The following is a 19,528-nucleotide window of genomic DNA, read 5'->3' on the forward strand; positions in this document are numbered from 1 at the left end:
CGCGATGAGAGTTCGAAGCAGCGGTCCTTAGGGCCGCTGTTTTTTTCGGTAAAGTGGCTAATCGGTCCTATGAGACAGAAAACTGTACGAAGGTAGAACGATGTCGAAATGATTTTTTCCTTGCTGCAGATCAAAGCTAACGGCATGGCCGGCCTTGCGTAAAAGCTCGGCGTAGTCGCGGCTTTGTCGAATGAATTCAGATGTGTCGCGCTCGGCAACTGTTACCCGGTATCGTGGACCCGGTAGAGGCAGGTTCAGGCAGGGCGATAGGTCGTGCACCTCGGTCTTGCTCAATTGAAGGGGGTCGTTAACTGGCGTAAGGCTGATTGGTTCCAGATCGTAAATACCACTGATCAGTATTACATTTCGCACGCGTAAACCTGCCTGAGCTAATTCGTTCGAAGACGTTGCCATGACCATAGAAACGAGATGCGCACCGGCGCTATGGCCGGACAGGGTAACATTAGCCGGATCAAAACCCAAAGATTTGCTTTGCGAAGCAAGCCAAAGCAGAGCATCCCGGCATTCCGTGACCATCTGACCCATGCGTGCAAACGGCGCCAGTGTATAGTTCAGCGCTGCAAAAGCCTGACCGTTTTCATGCAGCGCTGGGGCCATCATTGCCGATTCACGCTGGCTGAGGGCTTGCCAGTAGCCCCCGTGTATGAAGACATGCAACGGTGCATCCTCGACCGCCGAAGGAAAAAAATCGAGCACTTGCTCGGCTTTTTCACCGTAGGCGAGGTTTTCCTGAACGGACAAATTCACCCGTGCCTGAGCACTAAGCGCAGCGAAACTTGTGATATAGGGCGTCAGATCGCCTCCTATCATCGAACTCGGTGCGTATTCCCGGTCCAGTTCTGCTTTAGAAAACCCTCGATATAGCATTTTGGGTGTGCCCCCCAATCTAAGACTCCATTGCACACACGTTAAAGACATTAGAAAAGCACAACTCAAGGACCGTGGGTAAAAAAGCGAAATACTATTGAGAGAATTCGCATTCCACATCTGATCAACCAGATTAGAGAAGCCGAATAGTTTTTGGCTTTTTAAAGACTTGTCTCAAACGTTCTCTGCTTAGATGTCGGAATTCAAATTTCGGCTTGTCTAAGGTTACGTATCAAGTCCAGTCTAGAACAACCTTTCCGGATTGCCCGGACTTCATTGCTTCAAATCCTTTAGCGAAATCGTCTACGGCAAATCGGTGGGTTATTACGCGGGACACGTCCAACCCATTCTGAAGCATGGCAATCATTTTGTACCAGGTCTCGAACATTTCCCGCCCGTAAACTCCTTTGATAGTGATTGCCTTGAAAACGATACGTGACCAATCCACCGGAGATTTGCCCGGCGGAATACCCAGCAACGCGATTTTGCCGCCCATCACCATCGCCTCGACCATCTGATCCAATGCTGCCTGTGAGCCTGACATTTCCAAGCCAACATCGAAACCTTGGGTCATGCCAAGTTCCGCAATTACATCTTGAAGGTCTTCTTGGCTAACATTCACCGCGCGTAAGTTCGGTACAACATAGTTAGCAAGCTTTAGGCGGTCTGGATTAATGTCAGTTATCACCACATGACGCGCGCCTGCATGTCGGGCGACGGCAGCAGCCATTATACCGATTGGACCTGCGCCGGTAATCAGAACATCTTCACCCAACAAATCGAAGCTCAGGGCAGTGTGTACAGCGTTTCCAAGCGGGTCTAGAATGGCCCCGATATCATCAGAAATATCATCAGGCAGAGGAACGACGTTAAACGCGGGCAACTTGAGATATTCGGCGAAAGCCCCCTGTTCATTCACGCCGATCCCGCGCGTGCCAGGGTCCAGGTGAAATTTACCTGCGCGACTTTGTCTGCTGTCGGTGCCAATTAAGTGCCCTTCACCTGAACAGCGTTGACCAATTTCCAACCCGGTTACATTGCGCCCAATTTCTACGATCTCACCAGCGAATTCATGGCCAGTGATCATTGGTATCGGTACAGTGTGCTCTGCCCATTCATCCCAATTCCAGATGTGGATATCGGTCCCGCAAATCCCAGTTTTGTTGACGCGGATCAGCACTTCGTCTGGTCCGATCTCGGGGACCGGAGCCTGCACCATCCACAAACCTTCTGCTGGTAGAGACTTTTCCAAAGCCTTCATCGTGTTTGCGTGCATCAGATTATCCCCAGCTCTTTGCCGACCTTACCAAAAGCCCGTAACGCCCGGTCCAGTTCGTCCCTTGTGAGTGCCGCGTTCATCTGTGTTCTTATCCGCGCCTGCCCTCGTGGAACGACAGGAAAGAAAAATCCTGAGACATATACGCCTTCATCAAAAAGTCGCGACGCCATCTCTTGGGCGAGGTTGGCTTCGCCCAACATTACTGGAATGATCGGATGTTCGCCCGGCAAAAGGTCAAAACCCAATTTTTCCAACCCGGCGCGCCAATATTTGGCGTTTCCAAACAATTGGGAACGCAGGAATTCGCCCTCTTGAACCAGGCGGATAGCCTCAAGCCCAGCGGCGACGATGGATGGCGGCAGCGAGTTGGAAAACAAATAGGGCCGCGCCCGCTGCCGCAGCAGGTCGATGACTGGCTGCGGCCCGGCGATATAACCGCCGATCGCTCCTCCTAGTGCCTTGCCCAAAGTTCCTGTGAGTATATCCACTTCAATGCCAAAGTGATCCGGAGTACCCGCTCCGTTTGGACCCATAAAACCCGTTGCATGGCAGTCATCAACCATGACGATAGCATTGTACTTGTCTGCCAGTTCTCGGATTTTGGGTAGGTTCGCCAGGTATCCGTCCATCGAGAATACACCATCGGTGGCGATCATTATGTGCCGCGCGCCATCTTCCCGTGCTTGTTTCAGCCACGCCTCAAGATCGTTCATATCGTTGTTCAGATACCGATACCGCTTGGCCTTGCACAACCGAATTCCGTCGATGATCGACGCGTGGTTCAAACTGTCTGATATGATGGCATCTTCGGGGCCTAATAAAGGTTCAAATAGCCCGCCATTAGCGTCAAAGCAGGCTGCGAAAAGGATCGAGTCGTCCTTATTCAGGAAACTTGCCAGCTTCTGCTCCAACTCACGGTGGATATCCTGCGTACCGCATATAAACCGGACTGAGGCCATGCCGAACCCTTTGGGGCCCATTGCATTCGTGGCTGCATCGATCAACGCGGGATGATCAGCAAGACCCAGATAGTTGTTGGCGCACAAATTGATAACTTGCTTACCACCCACAGTGATTTCGCCGCCCTGTGGCGAGGTGATCATTCGTTCGCGTTTGTACAATCCTTCAGCTTGGATTTGCGCGAGTGTGTCCGTGATGTGGGACAGGAATGCATCTGCCATGGCGATCTCCTTTTACTGAGTCGTGTTTCTAACATAGCGGAGAAAATTCCCAAATAGGAGAAATGCGAAATTACGGAAAATAATCCGTAAAGACGGAAATTGGTCGGCATCAGGCGTTTTTGACGATCAGAAAAACTCTGGCTGGGCCACCCGCAGAAGAAATCGAGTGGGAAACATCAGCAGCGTAACGGGCCGTATCACCCTGGTGCAGCACCATCTTGGCAGCACCAGAATTTACGTGCACGGAACCTTCCAAAACTGTCAGCTGTTCTTGTGCGCCACGTGTGTGCGGCTGACTATTCAAAGCTCCGTTATCGTCGAACTGGATGTCATAGACCTCATGGCCCCCAGCTTCCTCGGGCGGCGATAATATGCGGATGCAGCAGTTCTGCCCCATATTATCAATACTGGGCACTTCGGACTTTCTGAGAACCTCGATTTGATCGGTGGCCTTGGCGTCATCTAATAGCCCGGCGAAATCGACTTGTAATGCACGTGTCAAATTCCAAAGCGTAGAAATCGTAGGGCTGCTCTCACCGCGTTCGATCTGGCTGACCATGGAACGGGATACACCGCTGAGGTTAGCAACCGCTTCCAGAGACAGGCCTTTGGCTCGGCGCGCTTCTTTCAGGCGTGCCGGGAGGCGCGTCAGGATATCGTCAGAGTTATCCGTCATGACGGAATTTGATGGGCGCTGTCGGTGCAAATGTCAATTCCACCTGTGACGGCACGTCTCAGAGGACATGCCCACGAACAGAGTGCATACTGTACCCAATTTCAGGAGGAGCGATCCATGACCGATATCGTAATTTTGGACGGTGCCCGTACGGCAATCGGAACTTTCGGCGGAGCGTTGGCTTCGACTGCGCCAATCGACTTGGCGACTGTTGCAACAGAAGCAGCGATGGAGCGGTCTGGGGTGGAAGGCGGTCAGATTGGGCACGTCGTCTTTGGTCACGTGATCAATACTGAGCCGCGTGACATGTACCTGTCCCGCGTCGCGGCAATTCAGGCAGGAATACCGAATGGAACTCCTGCTATGAATGTTAACCGTCTTTGCGGTTCCGGCGCGCAGGCGATCGTATCGGCTGTTCAGTCCTTAACAATGGGTGATGCCGAGTTCGCAGTTGCTGGTGGGGCCGAGAGTATGTCGCGCAGCCCATATATCGTACCGCAGGCGCGTTGGGGTGCAAAAATGGGCGATGTCACCTCATTGGATATGATGCTGGGAGCGCTGAACTGTCCGTTTGGGACAGGACATATGGGTGTGACAGCCGAGAATGTCGCTGACGAGCACCAGATCAGCCGAGAGCAAATGGATGAATTTGCTTTGACCAGCCAGACTCGCGCTGCCGCTGCAATCGAGGCCGGTAACTTTGACAGTCAAATTGCTCCAGTACAGGTCAAGGTAAAACGAGAAATGGTGGAATTCAAAGTTGATGAACACCCAAAAGCGACGACGACCGAGGCATTGGCAGGGTTGCGCCCTGTCTTTAAGAAAGACGGTCGAGTGACGGCAGGCAATGCATCCGGGATCAATGATGGTGCTGCTGCCATTGTCTTGGCGACTGCTGTTGCGGCGGAGAAAGCCGGGTTGAAACCCAAGGCACGCGTGCTGGGTTACGCCCATGCCGGTGTAAGACCCGAAGTTATGGGAATCGGCCCGGTTCCCGCAGTTCAGAACCTGCTTAAGAAAACGGGTTTGGTCATCGAGGATTTCGACGTAATCGAAAGCAATGAGGCATTTGCGGCTCAGGCCTTGGCCGTCAACCAGGAGCTGGGTTTGGACGCTGGTAAGGTAAACCCAAATGGAGGCGCAATTGCATTGGGTCACCCAGTGGGGGCGACCGGAGCAATCATCACATTGAAAGCACTGTATGAGCTTGAGCGTACAGGTGGTTCCAAAGGATTGATCACAATGTGTATAGGTGGCGGTCAGGGTATCGCGATCGCCATTGAGAGACTATGATCTCTTCAGCTTCAAACGTAGCAGCCATTTGATCTTTAACTGATCGCGTTAAGTACCAGCACAAGCGTTGCGCCTGCGATAGCGCCGATCAATGCAGGAACCCATGCAATCAACAATTGCGATCGCTGCGGTTCATCCTTTTGTGTCTGCGCGATAAGGGCGTTTTCCACCAATGCAGGCAAGCGAGGACCGAACCGGGCCAGAACCATTGCTGTTTTGCCCAGATCGCGAATTGCAGCGCGAGGGCCAATAGATTGCTTGATATAATCTTCGACGACCGGGCGAGCGACTTCCCAAATGTTCATATGTGGGTCGAGCGAACGCGCTACGCCTTCTACGACGACCATGGTACGCTGTAACAGTATTAATTCCGTCCGTGTTTCCATACCAAAGCGTTCCGTCACTTCGAACAGGTAATTCAGGAGACGCCCCATGGAGATATGAGATGCGTCCATACCGAAGATCGGTTCGCCCACCGCGCGCAGGGCGCGGGCAAATTCGTCTACATCCTGATTGGCCGGCACATAGCCTGCTTCGAAATGTACTTCAGCTACACGCTTATAGTCTCGCCGGATGAACCCAAAGAGTATTTCCGCGTAAACCCGACGGGTATATTCGTCGATGTGACCCATGATTCCAAAGTCGTAGGCGATGATGTCGCCGTTGGCAGCGACTTTTAAATTGCCCTGATGCATGTCGGCATGAAAATACCCATCGCGCAGAGCGTGCAACAGGAACAGGCGCAAAACGCGTTCAGCCAAATCTCGGCGGTCATGACCCGCTGCGTCCAATGCGCCGTTTTCGCCCAAAGCGATACCGTCTGCCCAACTGAGTGTCATCACACGGCGCGCGGATAGGGACCAGACAACTGGAGGGAGCCAAAATCCGGAGTCGTTTTTGGTATTGGCCGCATATTCAGAAGCGGCCGAGCTTTCCAGCCTAAGATCCAGTTCGCCACGAACCACTCCATCAAAATGTTCGATCACCTCCATAGGACGCAAGCGGCGTGCCCCTGGGGCAAAAAGCTGCACAATGCGCGCGGCGAAATAGAATGCATCCACATCCTTGCGAAAAGCCCGCTCGATGCCTGGACGTAGAACCTTGACGGCTACGTCTTCGCCGGTGGCCACCAGCTTGGCTTTGTGAACCTGAGCAATAGAGGCCGCAGCGATTGGTTCGCTGAACTCACTAAAAATCTCGGCAATGGGTTGGCCAAGTTCTTTTTCAACTTCGGCCATCGCTTCGGCTTGTGAAAATGGGGGGAGTTTGTCCTGAAGGACGCGTAATTGTTCAGCCAGTTCGTTGCCGACAACGTCTGGCCGCGTGGACAATACTTGCCCGAATTTGATATAAGCCGGACCCAACGCGGTTAACGCACGGGTTGCGGGCGGCATATCCGGATCGCCCTTGTATCCCAGCCATTGAAATGGTTTTCCAAGGGTGTGAGCAATAAACCGAACGGCTCTCGGAGCCTCGAATGCGTCCAACACAACGTTCATCGCGCCTGTACGCTCCAGAGTGGCGCCTGTCCGGATCAGGCGGATTATGTTGTGGGGTCCACGCATACGTCAGATTTTCCATCCTGAATGCAGCGCAGCGATGCCCAGGCTAAGGTTACGGTATTTTGCGTTTTCAAATCCGGCGGCTCGGACCATTTCCAAAAACGTCTCTTGATCCGGGAAATTTCGGATCGATTCCACTAGATACTGATAGCTGTCGTAATCATTGGCGATCAGTTTGCCCATGCGTGGAATGACATTGAAACTGTAGAGGTCATAGAGTTTCTGAAGCCCGTCGTTCGGCAATTGGCTGAATTCCAGCACCATAAGTCGACCACCGGGTTTCAAAACTCGGAATGCTTCGTTCAGCGCGTCTTGCGGACGGGTCACGTTTCGGATGCCGAAGGAAATCGTGTAGACATCAAACGAGTTGTCTTCGAATGGCAGTGCCATCGCATCACCAACCACCCAACTTAGGCTGTCAGCCATCTGATCGGCTTCGGCTCGTTGGCGACCCTCGATCAGCATCGGTTCGGTGAGGTCAAGAACGGTGGCGTGGCCGTGGCCTGCGCGTTTCAGGAACCTGAACGAAATATCTCCGGTGCCTCCGGCAACGTCCAATAGGTGTTGGCCGGGACGCGGCGCAAGCCAGTCCATCATAGCGTCTTTCCACACGCGATGGATACCCATGGACATGACGTCGTTCATTACATCGTATTTTGACGCCACAGAGTTGAATACGCCCTGAACACGACCGGACTTTTCAGCCTCGCGGACGGTCTCGAACCCGAAATGAGTGGTCTTGTCGCTGTTGTCGGACATTAGCCTTGCCGTTTTTCGAATTTCGTTTCTGTTATAGGGCACTGGAACCTGGGCACAATGCGGCCCTTTGGAATAGGAGCCGTGTAATGCCGGAATTGCCCGAGGTCGAGACTGTAAGACGCGGCCTGACTCTAGCCATGGAAGGTGTGGTCATCCAAAGGGCAGAGGTGAATCGCCCTGATCTGCGCTGGCCTTTTCCCGATCGTATGGCCGATCGGCTGGCTGGGCAGCGAATAGATAGCTTGCGACGGAGGTCGAAATACATTCTTGGCGATCTCAGCAGCGGCGAAACACTTCTGATCCATCTGGGTATGTCGGGACGGATGACCGTGTCTGGCGATCCCCTGGGCCATTTCGTGCATGAGCATCCAATGCCCGAAAAGCACGACCATGTCGTCTTTCATATGGCAAACGGAGCTCGTGTCACATTCAATGACCCGCGCCGGTTTGGAGCAATGGACCTCTTTCCCACGGCGACAGCTGAAGAGCACAAACTTTTGTCGGTTCTTGGGCCCGAGCCGTTGGGCAACGATTTCCACGAACAACACCTCATAGATGCTTTCAAAGATAAAAACTCTCCGGTTAAATCCGCGCTACTGGATCAGGGAATCGTTGCCGGATTGGGGAATATCTACGTTTGTGAGGCTCTTTATCGCTCAGGAGTGTCGCCACGTCGCAAAGCTGGCCAGATTTCTGCGTCTCGTGTCGCGGCGTTGGTTCCGGTTATTCGCCAAGTGCTGCAAGAGGCAATTGACGCGGGTGGTTCATCGTTGCGTGATTTCCGCCAAGCTAATGGAGAGCTTGGATATTTCCAGCACAGCTTTGACGTTTACGGAAGGGAAGGAGAGCTGTGCCGGACGGCAGGATGTGGGTCAATAATCAAGAGAATCATCCAGTCTGGTCGCTCGTCCTTTTACTGTGCAAAATGTCAAAGATGACTTGATCCGGCGAATTCGCGTGGTAAGGAATCGTATTTGAACGGAACAACCGGAAGCTTACACCTCATGGCTTTTGAGACGATCATCGTCGAAATCGAAGACCACGTCGCCCTTATCAAACTCAACCGACCAGATGCGTTGAATGCGCTTAACACCCAGTTGTTGGATGAATTGTGTACTGCGTTGGAAGAGGCGGACAGCAACGACAAAGTGCGCTGTATCGTTATTACAGGATCGGACAAAGCATTTGCCGCCGGCGCTGACATCAAAGAGATGTCGGACATGAGCTACGTTGATGTGTTCAACGTGAACCTGTTTGCCGATGCCAATGATCGGGTGACCGCCATCCGCAAACCGATCATCGCCGCGGTGGCCGGCTATGCGTTGGGCGGAGGATGCGAATTGGCTATGCTGTGCGACTTTATCATTGCGGCGGACACGGCCAAGTTCGGACAGCCTGAGATCAACCTTGGAGTTATCGCCGGTTTGGGAGGAACCCAGCGGCTGACTCGGTTTGTTGGCAAGTCCAAGGCTATGGACATGAATCTGACGGGTCGATTCATGGATGCCGAAGAAGCTGAGCGCGCAGGACTTGTCAGCCGCGTTGTACCCGCCAAAAAGCTGATCGAAGAGGCGACTGGCGCGGCCCAAAAGATCGCGGAAAAATCCCAACTGACAGCGATCGCCGCTAAGGAAGCGGTTAATCGAAGCTACGAATTGCCGCTGAGCGAAGGGATGCTGTTCGAACGAAGGGTTTTCCATTCTATGTTTGCGACTGAAGATCAAAAGGAAGGCATGGCTGCGTTTTTGGAAAAACGTACAGCTCAGTTCCGCGACAAATAATCCGGCAGGGCGAACAATGCCTCTCGCGGTTCCCGCATACAAAACATCATCGGCCTTAATGTAAGAATCGGCTTGGCAAACCCCGAAAAGTCAGCTAGTGACCGCCGCTATACATGCGCGTGCGGCCCGCTCTGGCCCGACTCACACTCGTGATCGATGACCTGGTACGGACATTCCGTGGCGCGCAAAACAGAATAAACGTACCGATAAAAGGTCAAAGACACATGGCAAATTCGCCCCAGGCAAAGAAGCGTGCTCGTCAGAACGAGAAGCGTTTTGCAATCAACAAAGCTCGTCGTTCGCGCATTCGCACTTATTTGCGTAAAGTAGAAGAAGCAATCGCATCCGGTGATAAGGACGCAGCAACCGCCGCTCTGCGTGCGGCCCAGCCAGAGCTGATGCGCGGAGTAACCAAGGGTGTTTTCCATAAAAATACCGCATCACGTAAAATGTCGCGCCTGTCGGCGCGTGTGAAAGCGTTGGGCTAACCCAACGGGATTGAACCCAACTCAGGTCAATAAGGCTGATCTAATTTTAAGGGCGTCGCGGGTAGCGGCGTCCTTTTTTACTGTTGCCGGAATACCGCGCCTTCCAGAAGCCAAGAGATTCTTTCTGCCTCAGACCCGAGTCAATATCGAAGTTTCATTGCCGGGACCCATGACCTCTTGCTACCACTGATTCAGCGATTCACTCGCTTGGGGGGACAGGCTGTTTCTAAAATCGATCTGACGGGCATCAGGGCGGTTTCAGGGACGAATGTTCGAAAATCGGCTATTGCCGGACGGACGATCTGCTGCGGATCTCGGAATTCCGACGATTCTAGGCCCTGTCGAAAAATTGGATTGTGGTGCGCAGCCTGGCTTCCAGGCCGGCCCGTTGTTGGGTTGGACAGGTTTTGATTGCGCTGATGATCCGAGCTCTGCCCGTCAAACCGGTCCGGTTTGGCGAATGGTACCCTTGTGCAGGAAACCGGGAAACCGGAGCGTATTAATAAGGCCGACAGGCCAATAAAGAATGGGATGCGTGAGGCGACGTATGACACAAGAGAAATGGGGGCAACTGCGCAGCAAGTTGCTCAAGGCCGTCGGTCGAAACAACTTTACCACCTGGATTGAACCGCTGGAGTTCCAAGAGTTACAGGATGGCGTGGCCATTTTTTCCGTTCCGACCAACTTTATGGGCAACTATGTAAGTCAGAACTTTGCTGATCTGATTCTTTACGAACTAAACACGTCTGGAGAGTCCGTACAGCGGCTGGCGTTCCAGACGGCCGCAAATTCTTCGGTTCGCCCTGTTCAGATTGCTGAGACGAAGCCGACAGTCACGACTACGGCAGCGGTTTCTGCGCCCGAAACGGCACCAAATGTATTAGAGGCTTTGCAGGCAGCTCCTTTGGATGCGCGTTTTACCTTTGACAGTTTTGTGGTTGGCAAACCAAACGAACTGGCTCATGCAGCCGCTCGTCGTGTGTCCGAAGGCGGACCGGTCACTTTCAACCCTTTGGTACTTTATGGTGGAGTTGGCCTTGGTAAAACACACTTGATGCACGCCATAGCTTGGGAGCTGAAAACCCGGCGCCCGGAACTGAACGTGCTTTACTTGTCGGCTGAGCAGTTCATGTACAGGTTTGTTCAGGCTTTGCGGGAACGACGGATGATGGATTTCAAACATCTGTTCCGTTCCGTCGACGTTTTGATGGTTGACGACGTGCAATTTATTGCGGGAAAAGATTCAACCCAAGAGGAATTTTTTCATACATTCAATGCGCTGGTTGACCAGAACAAGCAAATTATTATCTCAGCTGACCGAGCGCCGGGCGAGATCAAAGATCTTGAAGAGCGCGTGAAATCACGCTTGCAGTGCGGATTGGTGGTCGATCTGCATCCGACCGATTACGAATTGCGGCTTGGCATACTGCAGAACAAAGTACAGCAGTACAGCAGTACATATTCCGACTTGACCATAGCCGATGGCGTTCTTGAGTTTCTTGCCCATCGAATCTCAACCAATGTCCGCGTTCTCGAAGGTGCGTTAACCCGCCTGTTCGCATTCGCCTCGTTGGTGGGACGTGAGATCGACATGGAATTGACGCAAGACTGTCTGGCCGATGTGCTGCGCGCGTCCGAGCGCAAGATCACGGTCGAGGAAATTCAGCGCAAGGTGTCAGAGTACTACAACATCCGTATGTCCGACATCATCGGTCCCAAGCGTCTGCGATCCTACGCACGTCCGCGCCAAGTCGCCATGTATTTGTGTAAGCAACTGACCAGTCGCTCTTTACCCGAAATAGGTCGACGGTTTGGCGGGCGTGACCACACCACAGTCATGCATGGTGTAAAACGTATCGAAGAGTTGAAACTGACGGACGGTCAGATTGCTGAAGACGTTGAGATGCTGCGCCGTTCCCTGGAAGCCTGAATCCAAGTTTATTTTCACAGCGCCCCGGTATTTTTGTTCCGGGGCGTTTTTTTTGTGAACAATTGTCCACGAGCATGAACGAACTGTGGCGAATGGACCATGGGGCCTTGACGCATCGCGTATTCCAAACCAGAAACCCATAAAAAATGCTTGTGCCTCAGGGTGGAACCGCTAACGTGCCAGTCCCGCCTAGTTCACCACGTAAGTCAGAGGAATTGAGGGTATGAAGATCAGCATCGAACGTGGCACCCTACTCAAGGCTGTTTCACAGGCCCAATCGGTTGTCGAGCGCCGCAACACAATTCCGATCCTTGCTAATGTGCTTATCGAGGCCGAAGGCGATCAAGTTCAATTTCGGGCCACCGATCTGGATATCGAGGTTGTGGACAAGGCGCCCGCACAGGTTGAAAAAGCCGGTGCAACGACGGTAGCCGCAACTACACTGCATGAAATTGTGCGAAAGCTGCCCGACGGCGCTTTGGTGACCCTTACCGCAGATAGCGCGGCCGGGCGGCTGACTGTCGAAGCGGGCCGTTCGAACTTTTCTTTGGCGACATTGCCGAAAGAAGATTTCCCCGTGATGGCGTCCTCAGAATATCATTCGAACTTCACGGCATCTGCTGCCTTGTTGCGCAGGTTGTTCGACAAGTCCAAATTCGCCATCTCGACAGAAGAGACGCGGTATTACCTGAATGGCGTCTACATGCATGTGGCTGACGGGTTTGACGGAGGCAAGGTTCTGCGCTGCGTGGCCACTGATGGTCATCGCCTTGCGCGTATCGACGCGGATCTGCCAGATGGCGCTGCGGACATGCCGGGTGTCATTGTGCCGCGCAAAACCGTGGGTGAGCTGCGAAAGCTGTTGGAAGACGATGAGATGGACATTGCAGTGTCCGTCAGCGAAACCAAAGTTCGTTTTGCCACGCCAGAAATCACGCTGACTTCGAAGGTGATTGACGGCACTTTCCCCGACTACACCCGTGTTATCCCGCAAGGCAACACGCGCAAGCTAGAAGTAGATGCTGCGGAATTTGCTCAGGCTGTTGACCGCGTAGCGACAGTTTCGTCGGAACGGTCTCGTGCCGTAAAGTTGCAGTTGGAAAGTGACAAGCTGGTTTTGTCGGTCAACGCACCAGACAGCGGCGCAGCCGAGGAAGAGTTAGCAGTGGCTTATGGCGATGAGCGGTTGGAGATTGGGTTTAATGCCAAATACCTGCTTGAAATCGCATCACAGGTTGATCGCGAGAATGCTGTATTCATGTTCAACTCGGCTGGTGACCCGACGCTGATGCGCGAAGGCAATGATCAAAGCGCTGTTTACGTGGTCATGCCAATGCGCGTCTGATCCCGTTTGTGCGTTTTGCCTCCGTTGGAGGTGAACTTAAGGACAGGAAGGGAGGGGTCATGGGACTGGCCCTGACCGAGCTTACAATTTCCCATTTTCGGTCGCACAAGCTGGCGCAACTTTCGCTGGATGGTCGCCCAATTGTATTGTACGGCGCGAATGGGGCTGGCAAAACCAATATTCTTGAAGCGGTTTCGCTCATTTCGCCGGGACGCGGTATGCGCCGGGCCAGCGCTGCGGACATGGCTAGACGGCCCGAGGAAATAGGCTGGAAGCTGCAGGGAGTGTTGGATGTCCAAGGGAGGCGTTACCGTATAGAAACCTGGTCTCAAGGCGGCGCGGCACGGCAGGTTCGGATTGATGACAAGGCGGCAAGTCAAATTGACCTTGGCAAGTTGGCGCGGGTTGTATGGCTCATACCTGCAATGGACCGGTTGTGGATCGAAGGTGCAGAGGGTCGGCGGCGCTTTCTGGACCGGATTGTGCTAAGTTTTGATCCGTCCCACGCCGAAGCTTCTTTGGTTTATGAAAAGGCAATGAGGGAACGCAACCGCCTTTTGAAAGAGCAAGTGCACGACGCTCATTGGTATTCAGCGCTAGAAGCGCAAATGGCTGAAAGCGGTCTGCAAATCCACTTAGCGCGTTTGGCGGCTTTGGATCATTTGCGTGCTGCCCAAGTTCAGGCTGAAACAGCATTCCCTTCGGCAGAATTGGAACTTGTTCAAAGCGACGGGGTTATGCCTGAGACTGTAGAGGCCTTTTTTGATGCCTTAGCCGATAACCGATCTCGGGATTTAGCCGCAGGGAGGACTCTGATTGGTCCGCATCGGTCCGATCTATATGGTGTGTATGCAAGCAAGGGTGTGCCAGCCAAGGATTGCTCGACGGGTGAACAAAAGGCTTTATTGGTATCCTTGATACTTTCCAATGCAAGGGCATTGGCCGCGATGGTCGGCGCACCACCCATGGTTCTGCTGGATGAAGTTGCCGCACATCTTGACGCGGATCGGCGTGCCGCATTGTATGACGAAATCTGTGCGTTAGGTGCTCAGGCCTGGATGACGGGTACCGGACCTGAGCTGTTTGCAGAGCTGGGTGATCGAGCCCAAAAGTTAGTAGTAACCGAAAGCAGCGACGGCTCTGTCGTAAGCGATTAAGCTGGCTCGCTAACTTTGCGGTCCCACAAAAAGCCGCGCATGACCTCGTCAACGGGCGTTTTTGCCATGTGATTGACGTAGTTCGACATTGTCTTTTGTGCCAAACCGAGAACCACATCCAGAACCGCGCGATGAGAATAGCCTGCGTCAAAAAAGGTTTGGAGCTGTTCGTCGGTCACATTGCCGCGTGTATTCATCATTTGCAGAGTAAAAGTACGCAACGCCTCAAGCTTGGCATTGGGTAACGGCGTTTCATCACGCAAGGCGTTTGTAATTTCATCTGAAACTTTCATCATCTTGGCGATGCCAGTATGCGCGGGAACGCAGTAGTGACACTCGTTCTCGACGTTAATGGTCTGCCAGACTACGGTTTTCTCGTCATTGTCGAAATCTGTTTGCAGAAAGAGATGATGCAAAACCTGATACCCCTCAAGGTGTTGGGGGCTTTCAGCCATCACTTTGTGCAGTCCGGGGAGACGGCCAAAAGCGGCTTGAGATTTTTCTAGCAGCGGTTTGGAACCTTCGGGGGCGGTTGTCAGGTCATGAGAGGGAAAGTCAGCCATTTTGAACTCCTTTTTTTGGTTCGACTTCGCAGAAATAGGCTTTCTTGAGTAATCACTCAAGTATATATTTGAGTGATCGTTCAAAAATTGGTGAAGATGATGCCAAGGAAACCAGAATACGACCGGGATGCGTTGATTGGCCGGGCCAGAGATTTATTTTGGCGACATGGCTGGGCGGGAACCTCGCTAAAAGATCTTGAGCGAGAGTTGCACTTAAAACCGGGAAGTTTTTACGCGGCATTCGGATCAAAAGATGCGTTGTTTGCTTTGGCTATGGAGCGCTACACTCAGGAGGGTGTAGCCCGACTGACGGAGTTTGCAGACAAATTTGGGCCGAAGGCGGCGCTAAAAGCGCAGCCCACATTTGTGATCGAGGCGCCCGAATTGCCCTCAAAGGCCTGTATGCTGGCGAAAACCTATGCGGAATTGCAGGCGCGAGAACATGTGTTGGCAGAGAAAGCCGCCAAACACATGACTGAAATGAAGGCGTGTTTCACCAACCTCTTTCGTCGTGCCCAAGAGGCCGGAGAAATCGGTCAAGATCATGACCCAGAGAGGTTAGCGGCACGTTATCAGTCGGACCTTTTGGGACTGCGTTTATCTGCCGAGCGTACCGATGTGGACGCGGGGTTGATTGCAGCAGATATTGCAGCCGATCTTGACCGTCTTTAATCGTCGGGCGGTCGAGTTCCTGAACAGGCGTGAAAACTCGCAAGGACCACAAAATGTTGGGGGATCGCGTGACATTCCCCACCGGGTTTCGTATAACTTACCAAAATAATATAGGTACTAACGGCATGTCCGAAGACGCACAGGCACCTCAAGAATATGGCGCCGATTCCATTAAAGTTCTCAAAGGCTTAGAGGCCGTTCGCAAGCGACCCGGTATGTATATCGGCGACACCGACGATGGATCGGGTTTGCATCATATGGTTTACGAGGTCGTCGATAATGGAATTGACGAGGCTTTAGCTGGTCATGCCGATCACGTCACCGTCAAAATCCACGCCGATTCCAGCGTATCCGTGAGCGATAATGGTCGTGGGATTCCGGTGGATATCCACCCTGAGGAAGGTGTCTCGGCTGCAGAGGTTATCATGACTCAGCTGCATGCAGGGGGTAAATTTGACAGCAACTCTTACAAGGTGTCCGGCGGCCTGCACGGGGTAGGCGTTTCCGTTGTTAACGCATTGTCACATTGGTTGGAGCTTCGCATATGGCGGGATGGGAAAGAGCACTTTGCCAAGTTCGAGGGTGGCGAAACTGCCGAGCATCTGAAAGTTGTTGGCGAGTGCGGTAATCAGACAGGCACCGAGGTTCGTTTTCTTGCTTCAACCGATACGTTTTCAAATCTCGAATATTCATTTGAAACGCTGGAAAAACGCTTGCGTGAGCTAGCGTTCCTGAATTCAGGTGTCCGCATTATCCTGATCGATGAACGCCCTGCAGAAAGGTTGGAGACAGAACTGTTTTATGAAGGCGGGGTTAAAGAGTTCGTCAAATATCTGGACCGCTCGAAAACAGCGGCCATGCCCGAACCGATTTATATCAAGGGTGAGCGAGACGACATCGGTGTTGAGATCGCGATGTGGTGGAATGACAGCTATCACGAAACGGTATTGCCGTTTACCAATAACATTCCACAACGCGATGGCGGTACGCATGTGGCCGGTTTTCGTGGCGCACTGACCCGGACGATCAACAACTACGCTCAATCCAGCGGCATCGCGAAAAGGGAAAAGGTAAGCTTTACAGGAGACGACGCGCGCGAAGGCTTGACTTGTGTGCTTTCAGTTAAGGTTCCCGACCCGAAATTTTCATCTCAGACCAAGGACAAGTTGGTCAGCTCAGAGGTTCGTCCTGCGGTCGAAAGTCTGATGAACGAAAAGCTTGCGGAATGGTTCGAAGAAAACCCGAACGAGGCAAAGACCATCGTCAGCAAAATTATCGAAGCTGCACTGGCTCGGGAAGCCGCCCGCAAGGCTCGTGAACTGACCCGCCGAAAAACCGCGATGGATGTCAACTACTTGGCAGGTAAGCTGAAAGATTGCTCAGAAAAGGACCCTTCCAAAACCGAAGTTTTCCTTGTTGAGGGCGACTCGGCTGGCGGATCGGCTCAGACCGGCCGCGATCGTCTTACTCAGGCCGTTCTGCCTCTGCGCGGAAAAATTCTGAACGTGGAGCGCGCGCGCTTTGACCGTATGCTGTCGTCGCAAGAGATCGGCAACTTGGTTATGGCGCTGGGCACTGGAATTGGCCGTGATGAGTTCGATATCAGCAAATTACGCTACCACAAGATCGTCATAATGACTGATGCCGACGTGGATGGCGCTCATATACGCACATTGCTGCTGACCTTTTTCTATCGGCAAATGCCGGAACTTATCGAAGGTGGGTATCTCTATATCGCTCAGCCTCCGCTGTATAAGGTGTCGCGTGGCAAGTCCGAAGTTTATCTGAAAGATCAGGCAGCACTTGATGACTATCTTATCAACCAAGGTGTCGAGGGGGCCGTGCTTAAGCTCGGTTCAGGTGAGGAAATCATCGGTCAGGACCTGACGCGTGTAGTGGAAGAAGCGCGCCAATTGAAACGCGTTTTGGACGCTTTTCCAACTCATTATCCTCGCCATATCCTTGAACAAGCTGCCGTTGCTGGTGCGTTCGTGCCCGGTGCTGTGGACGCCGACCTCCAGGGCGTAGCTGACAAAGTGGCGGCACGTCTGGACCTTATCGCGCTGGAATATGAACGCGGCTGGCAGGGTCGTATCACACAGGATCATGGTATTCGTCTGGCGCGGATTTTGCGTGGAGTAGAAGAGGTACGCACTCTGGACGGGCCAATGCTCCGCTCGGGCGAAGCGCGCAAAACTGGCAGCTTCACCCAAAGCTTGCAAGAGATATACAGCACGTCAGCCACTCTGATCCGCCGCGACAAATCACAAGTTATACACGGCCCGCTGGATCTGTTGCGTGCGATACTTGAAGAGGGTGAAAAAGGGCTGTCATTGCAGCGATACAAGGGCTTGGGCGAAATGAACCCCGATCAGCTTTGGGAAACCACCCTGGACCCGGACGCGCGTACCCTGTTGCAAGTCAGAGTGGACGATATGGTCGAGGCCGATGATCTGTTCACCAAATTGATGGGCGACGTCGTCGAACCCCGCCGCGAGTTCATACAGCAGAATGCGTTGAGTGTAGAGAACCTTGATTTCTAGTATTACGCCTTCATTGGCGAATTCTTAATGCCCAACTCTTGTTCTCCATCAGCGGCCGGGTGCGCTTTTCAGCATTTCACCCAAAGCCAAGGAACCATTGGATTATGAACGCGTTCGCTAAATCCACAAAGAATGCAGACACCAAAGGCAAAACAATGAAAGCGACTGGAGATGGACCATAGCGCTGTGTAACGGCCGTCATGTTTGCAATGGCAGTAGGGGTCGCACCCAGCGAGAACCCCGCAAACCCTGCCGAAATCACGGCTGCAAAATAGTTTTTTCCCATCAGACGGAAAACAATGAACACAATGAATACGATAGCTGCGATAGATTGCAGCAGCATGGTGGTTATTAGAACTCCCGCGCTGCTTGCGAGTGTCCAAAGCTCCATGCTCATAAGAGACATTGCCAAAAACACTGACAAACTGAATTCAGAGATTACGTTCATCGCTGGGGTGCCCGCGGGCCATGTGAGCTTTGGGAACAACGGCGGCAATACATTCGAGAGCAAAATACCACTCAGCAAACACGGTACGAATAAGGGCAATTTTACCCCAGCCGCCTCAAGCGCTTCGTAGGCGGAATAACCAATCGCAATGGCAACGTGAATCCAGAGAACGCAATTCATCAAGTCCACATGAGTCAGTGTCGATATTCCATCAGGTGAAGGTTCCGCTGCGGTAGTGACCTCCTCTTCGGCATCTGTTTCAGTTGTGAGATCATTTTTCTGAATAAGAAAGCGAGCGATCGGCCCTCCCAAAACACTGGCTAAGATCAAGCCAACTGTTGCTGTGGCTATTCCAAGCTCGGAAGCGCCGCTCACTTGATAGTTGGTCTCGATAGTTGGGCCCCATGCAATGGCCGTGCCGTGACCGCCTATCAAAGATGCAGTGCCAAGTAGCACACCCGCCTGAGATGGCATATCAAACAATAGCGCCCCAACCATGCCGACAGCGTTTTGAACAAGCATAAAGGCTATTGTAAGTCCAAGCATAAGAACCAGTAAGGGGCCACCCTTCATAAGATCCGCGAAGCGGGCATTTAGACCGATAGTGGTAAAGAAATACACTAGTAAAAAGTCTCTGGCGGATAACTCGTAATTTATCGCTCGGCCAGTCGCCAAAACCACGATCAATGCCACAACAGCGGCCAATAGTCCTCCACTGACAGGCTCGGGAATGCTGTACTTGGACAAAAGTTCGAAGCGACGGGTTAACCGCGCACCGAGAAAATAGACCAAAATCCCAAGTGTGACGGCGCCAAAGCTGTCAATCTCAATCGGATCAAGCAATTCCATGGTTATTGAGCTTATCCCTTTTGAATTGGTCGGATGGCATACCGGCCAACCCCTTGCACGCGTACGCGAAACTTATAGCGTCCGAGTAGCCTAGCATGTCCACCTTTCGTTGGA

17 protein-coding genes are annotated in these 19,528 nt (G+C 52.7%); 9 read left to right on the forward strand and 8 right to left on the reverse strand.

The genetic code is table 11. From position 1 onward, the window contains the following. Positions 1-57: 57 nt before the first annotated feature. From AC2FNV_RS04095 to AC2FNV_RS04110, 4 genes are all read right to left on the reverse strand, one after another. Positions 58-906, reverse strand: a complete 849-nt coding sequence (locus AC2FNV_RS04095; protein WP_254444615.1) for an alpha/beta hydrolase — start codon at positions 904-906, stop codon at positions 58-60. 214 nt (positions 907-1,120) lie between these two features. Continuing rightward, positions 1,121-2,149 carry an L-threonine 3-dehydrogenase gene (gene tdh / locus AC2FNV_RS04100; protein ID WP_170607641.1) on the reverse strand — a complete coding sequence of 343 codons (1,029 nt, stop codon included), beginning with the start codon at positions 2,147-2,149 and terminating at the stop codon, positions 1,121-1,123. Between the two features lie 14 nt (positions 2,150-2,163). After that, positions 2,164-3,348: a glycine C-acetyltransferase gene (locus AC2FNV_RS04105; RefSeq protein WP_170607498.1), complete on the reverse strand. Its 1,185-nt coding sequence runs from the start codon at positions 3,346-3,348 to the stop codon at positions 2,164-2,166. A 109-nt stretch (positions 3,349-3,457) separates the two neighbouring features. Next, a complete protein-coding gene (locus AC2FNV_RS04110; RefSeq protein WP_170607500.1) occupies positions 3,458-4,024 on the reverse strand; it encodes a helix-turn-helix domain-containing protein in 567 nt (188 codons plus the stop codon). Between the two features lie 117 nt (positions 4,025-4,141). Between AC2FNV_RS04110 and AC2FNV_RS04115 the strand changes: the two genes are divergently transcribed. Continuing rightward, positions 4,142-5,317: an acetyl-CoA C-acyltransferase family protein gene (locus AC2FNV_RS04115; protein WP_170607501.1), complete on the forward strand. Its 1,176-nt coding sequence runs from the start codon at positions 4,142-4,144 to the stop codon at positions 5,315-5,317. 35 nt (positions 5,318-5,352) lie between these two features. Here the strand turns inward: AC2FNV_RS04115 and ubiB are convergent, their stop codons facing one another. Both ubiB and ubiE read right to left on the reverse strand, forming a co-directional pair. Next, positions 5,353-6,882 carry a 2-polyprenylphenol 6-hydroxylase gene (ubiB, locus tag AC2FNV_RS04120; RefSeq protein ID WP_170607503.1) on the reverse strand — a complete coding sequence of 510 codons (1,530 nt, stop codon included), beginning with the start codon at positions 6,880-6,882 and terminating at the stop codon, positions 5,353-5,355. A gap of 3 nt (positions 6,883-6,885) precedes the next feature. After that, positions 6,886-7,638: a bifunctional demethylmenaquinone methyltransferase/2-methoxy-6-polyprenyl-1,4-benzoquinol methylase UbiE gene (gene ubiE / locus AC2FNV_RS04125; protein WP_170607505.1), complete on the reverse strand. Its 753-nt coding sequence runs from the start codon at positions 7,636-7,638 to the stop codon at positions 6,886-6,888. Positions 7,639-7,724: 86 nt separating this feature from the next. Here ubiE and mutM point away from each other — a divergent pair, with 86 nt between their 5' ends. The 6 genes from mutM to recF all read left to right on the forward strand — a co-directional run bounded on the left by mutM (position 7,725) and on the right by recF (position 14,339). After that, on the forward strand, positions 7,725-8,576 hold the full coding sequence (mutM, locus tag AC2FNV_RS04130) for a bifunctional DNA-formamidopyrimidine glycosylase/DNA-(apurinic or apyrimidinic site) lyase (protein WP_170607507.1): 852 nt from the start codon (positions 7,725-7,727) through the stop codon (positions 8,574-8,576). A 66-nt stretch (positions 8,577-8,642) separates the two neighbouring features. Then, a complete protein-coding gene (acuK, locus tag AC2FNV_RS04135) occupies positions 8,643-9,419 on the forward strand; it encodes an acryloyl-CoA hydratase (RefSeq protein WP_170474430.1) in 777 nt (258 codons plus the stop codon). Between the two features lie 224 nt (positions 9,420-9,643). Next, positions 9,644-9,907: a 30S ribosomal protein S20 gene (gene rpsT / locus AC2FNV_RS04140; protein ID WP_170351928.1), complete on the forward strand. Its 264-nt coding sequence runs from the start codon at positions 9,644-9,646 to the stop codon at positions 9,905-9,907. 547 nt (positions 9,908-10,454) lie between these two features. Then, positions 10,455-11,837, forward strand: a complete 1,383-nt coding sequence (gene dnaA / locus AC2FNV_RS04145) for a chromosomal replication initiator protein DnaA (protein WP_170607510.1) — start codon at positions 10,455-10,457, stop codon at positions 11,835-11,837. A gap of 223 nt (positions 11,838-12,060) precedes the next feature. After that, positions 12,061-13,182 carry a DNA polymerase III subunit beta gene (dnaN, locus tag AC2FNV_RS04150; RefSeq protein WP_170474436.1) on the forward strand — a complete coding sequence of 374 codons (1,122 nt, stop codon included), beginning with the start codon at positions 12,061-12,063 and terminating at the stop codon, positions 13,180-13,182. A 59-nt stretch (positions 13,183-13,241) separates the two neighbouring features. Beyond that, positions 13,242-14,339, forward strand: coding sequence for a DNA replication/repair protein RecF (gene recF, locus AC2FNV_RS04155; protein ID WP_170607513.1), 1,098 nt, complete (start codon positions 13,242-13,244; stop codon positions 14,337-14,339). Here the strand turns inward: recF and AC2FNV_RS04160 are convergent. Further along, positions 14,336-14,902, reverse strand: coding sequence for a carboxymuconolactone decarboxylase family protein (locus tag AC2FNV_RS04160; RefSeq protein WP_170607514.1), 567 nt, complete (start codon positions 14,900-14,902; stop codon positions 14,336-14,338). The genes recF and AC2FNV_RS04160 overlap by 4 nt on opposite strands. Before the next feature lie 99 nt (positions 14,903-15,001). On the opposite strand from AC2FNV_RS04160, the gene AC2FNV_RS04165 reads away from it, so the two are divergent. Both AC2FNV_RS04165 and gyrB read left to right on the forward strand, forming a co-directional pair. Beyond that, entirely contained in the window at positions 15,002-15,574 is a 573-nt protein-coding gene (locus AC2FNV_RS04165; protein ID WP_170607516.1) for a TetR/AcrR family transcriptional regulator, read from the forward strand. Between the two features lie 125 nt (positions 15,575-15,699). After that, positions 15,700-18,117: a DNA topoisomerase (ATP-hydrolyzing) subunit B gene (gyrB, locus tag AC2FNV_RS04170; protein ID WP_170475377.1), complete on the forward strand. Its 2,418-nt coding sequence runs from the start codon at positions 15,700-15,702 to the stop codon at positions 18,115-18,117. A 76-nt stretch (positions 18,118-18,193) separates the two neighbouring features. Here gyrB and gltS read toward each other — a convergent pair whose 3' ends face one another. After that, positions 18,194-19,414, reverse strand: a complete 1,221-nt coding sequence (gltS, locus tag AC2FNV_RS04175; protein WP_170607518.1) for a sodium/glutamate symporter — start codon at positions 19,412-19,414, stop codon at positions 18,194-18,196. Positions 19,415-19,528 lie beyond the last annotated feature (114 nt).

This window comes from Ruegeria sp. BHSA163, from assembly GCF_059613365.1.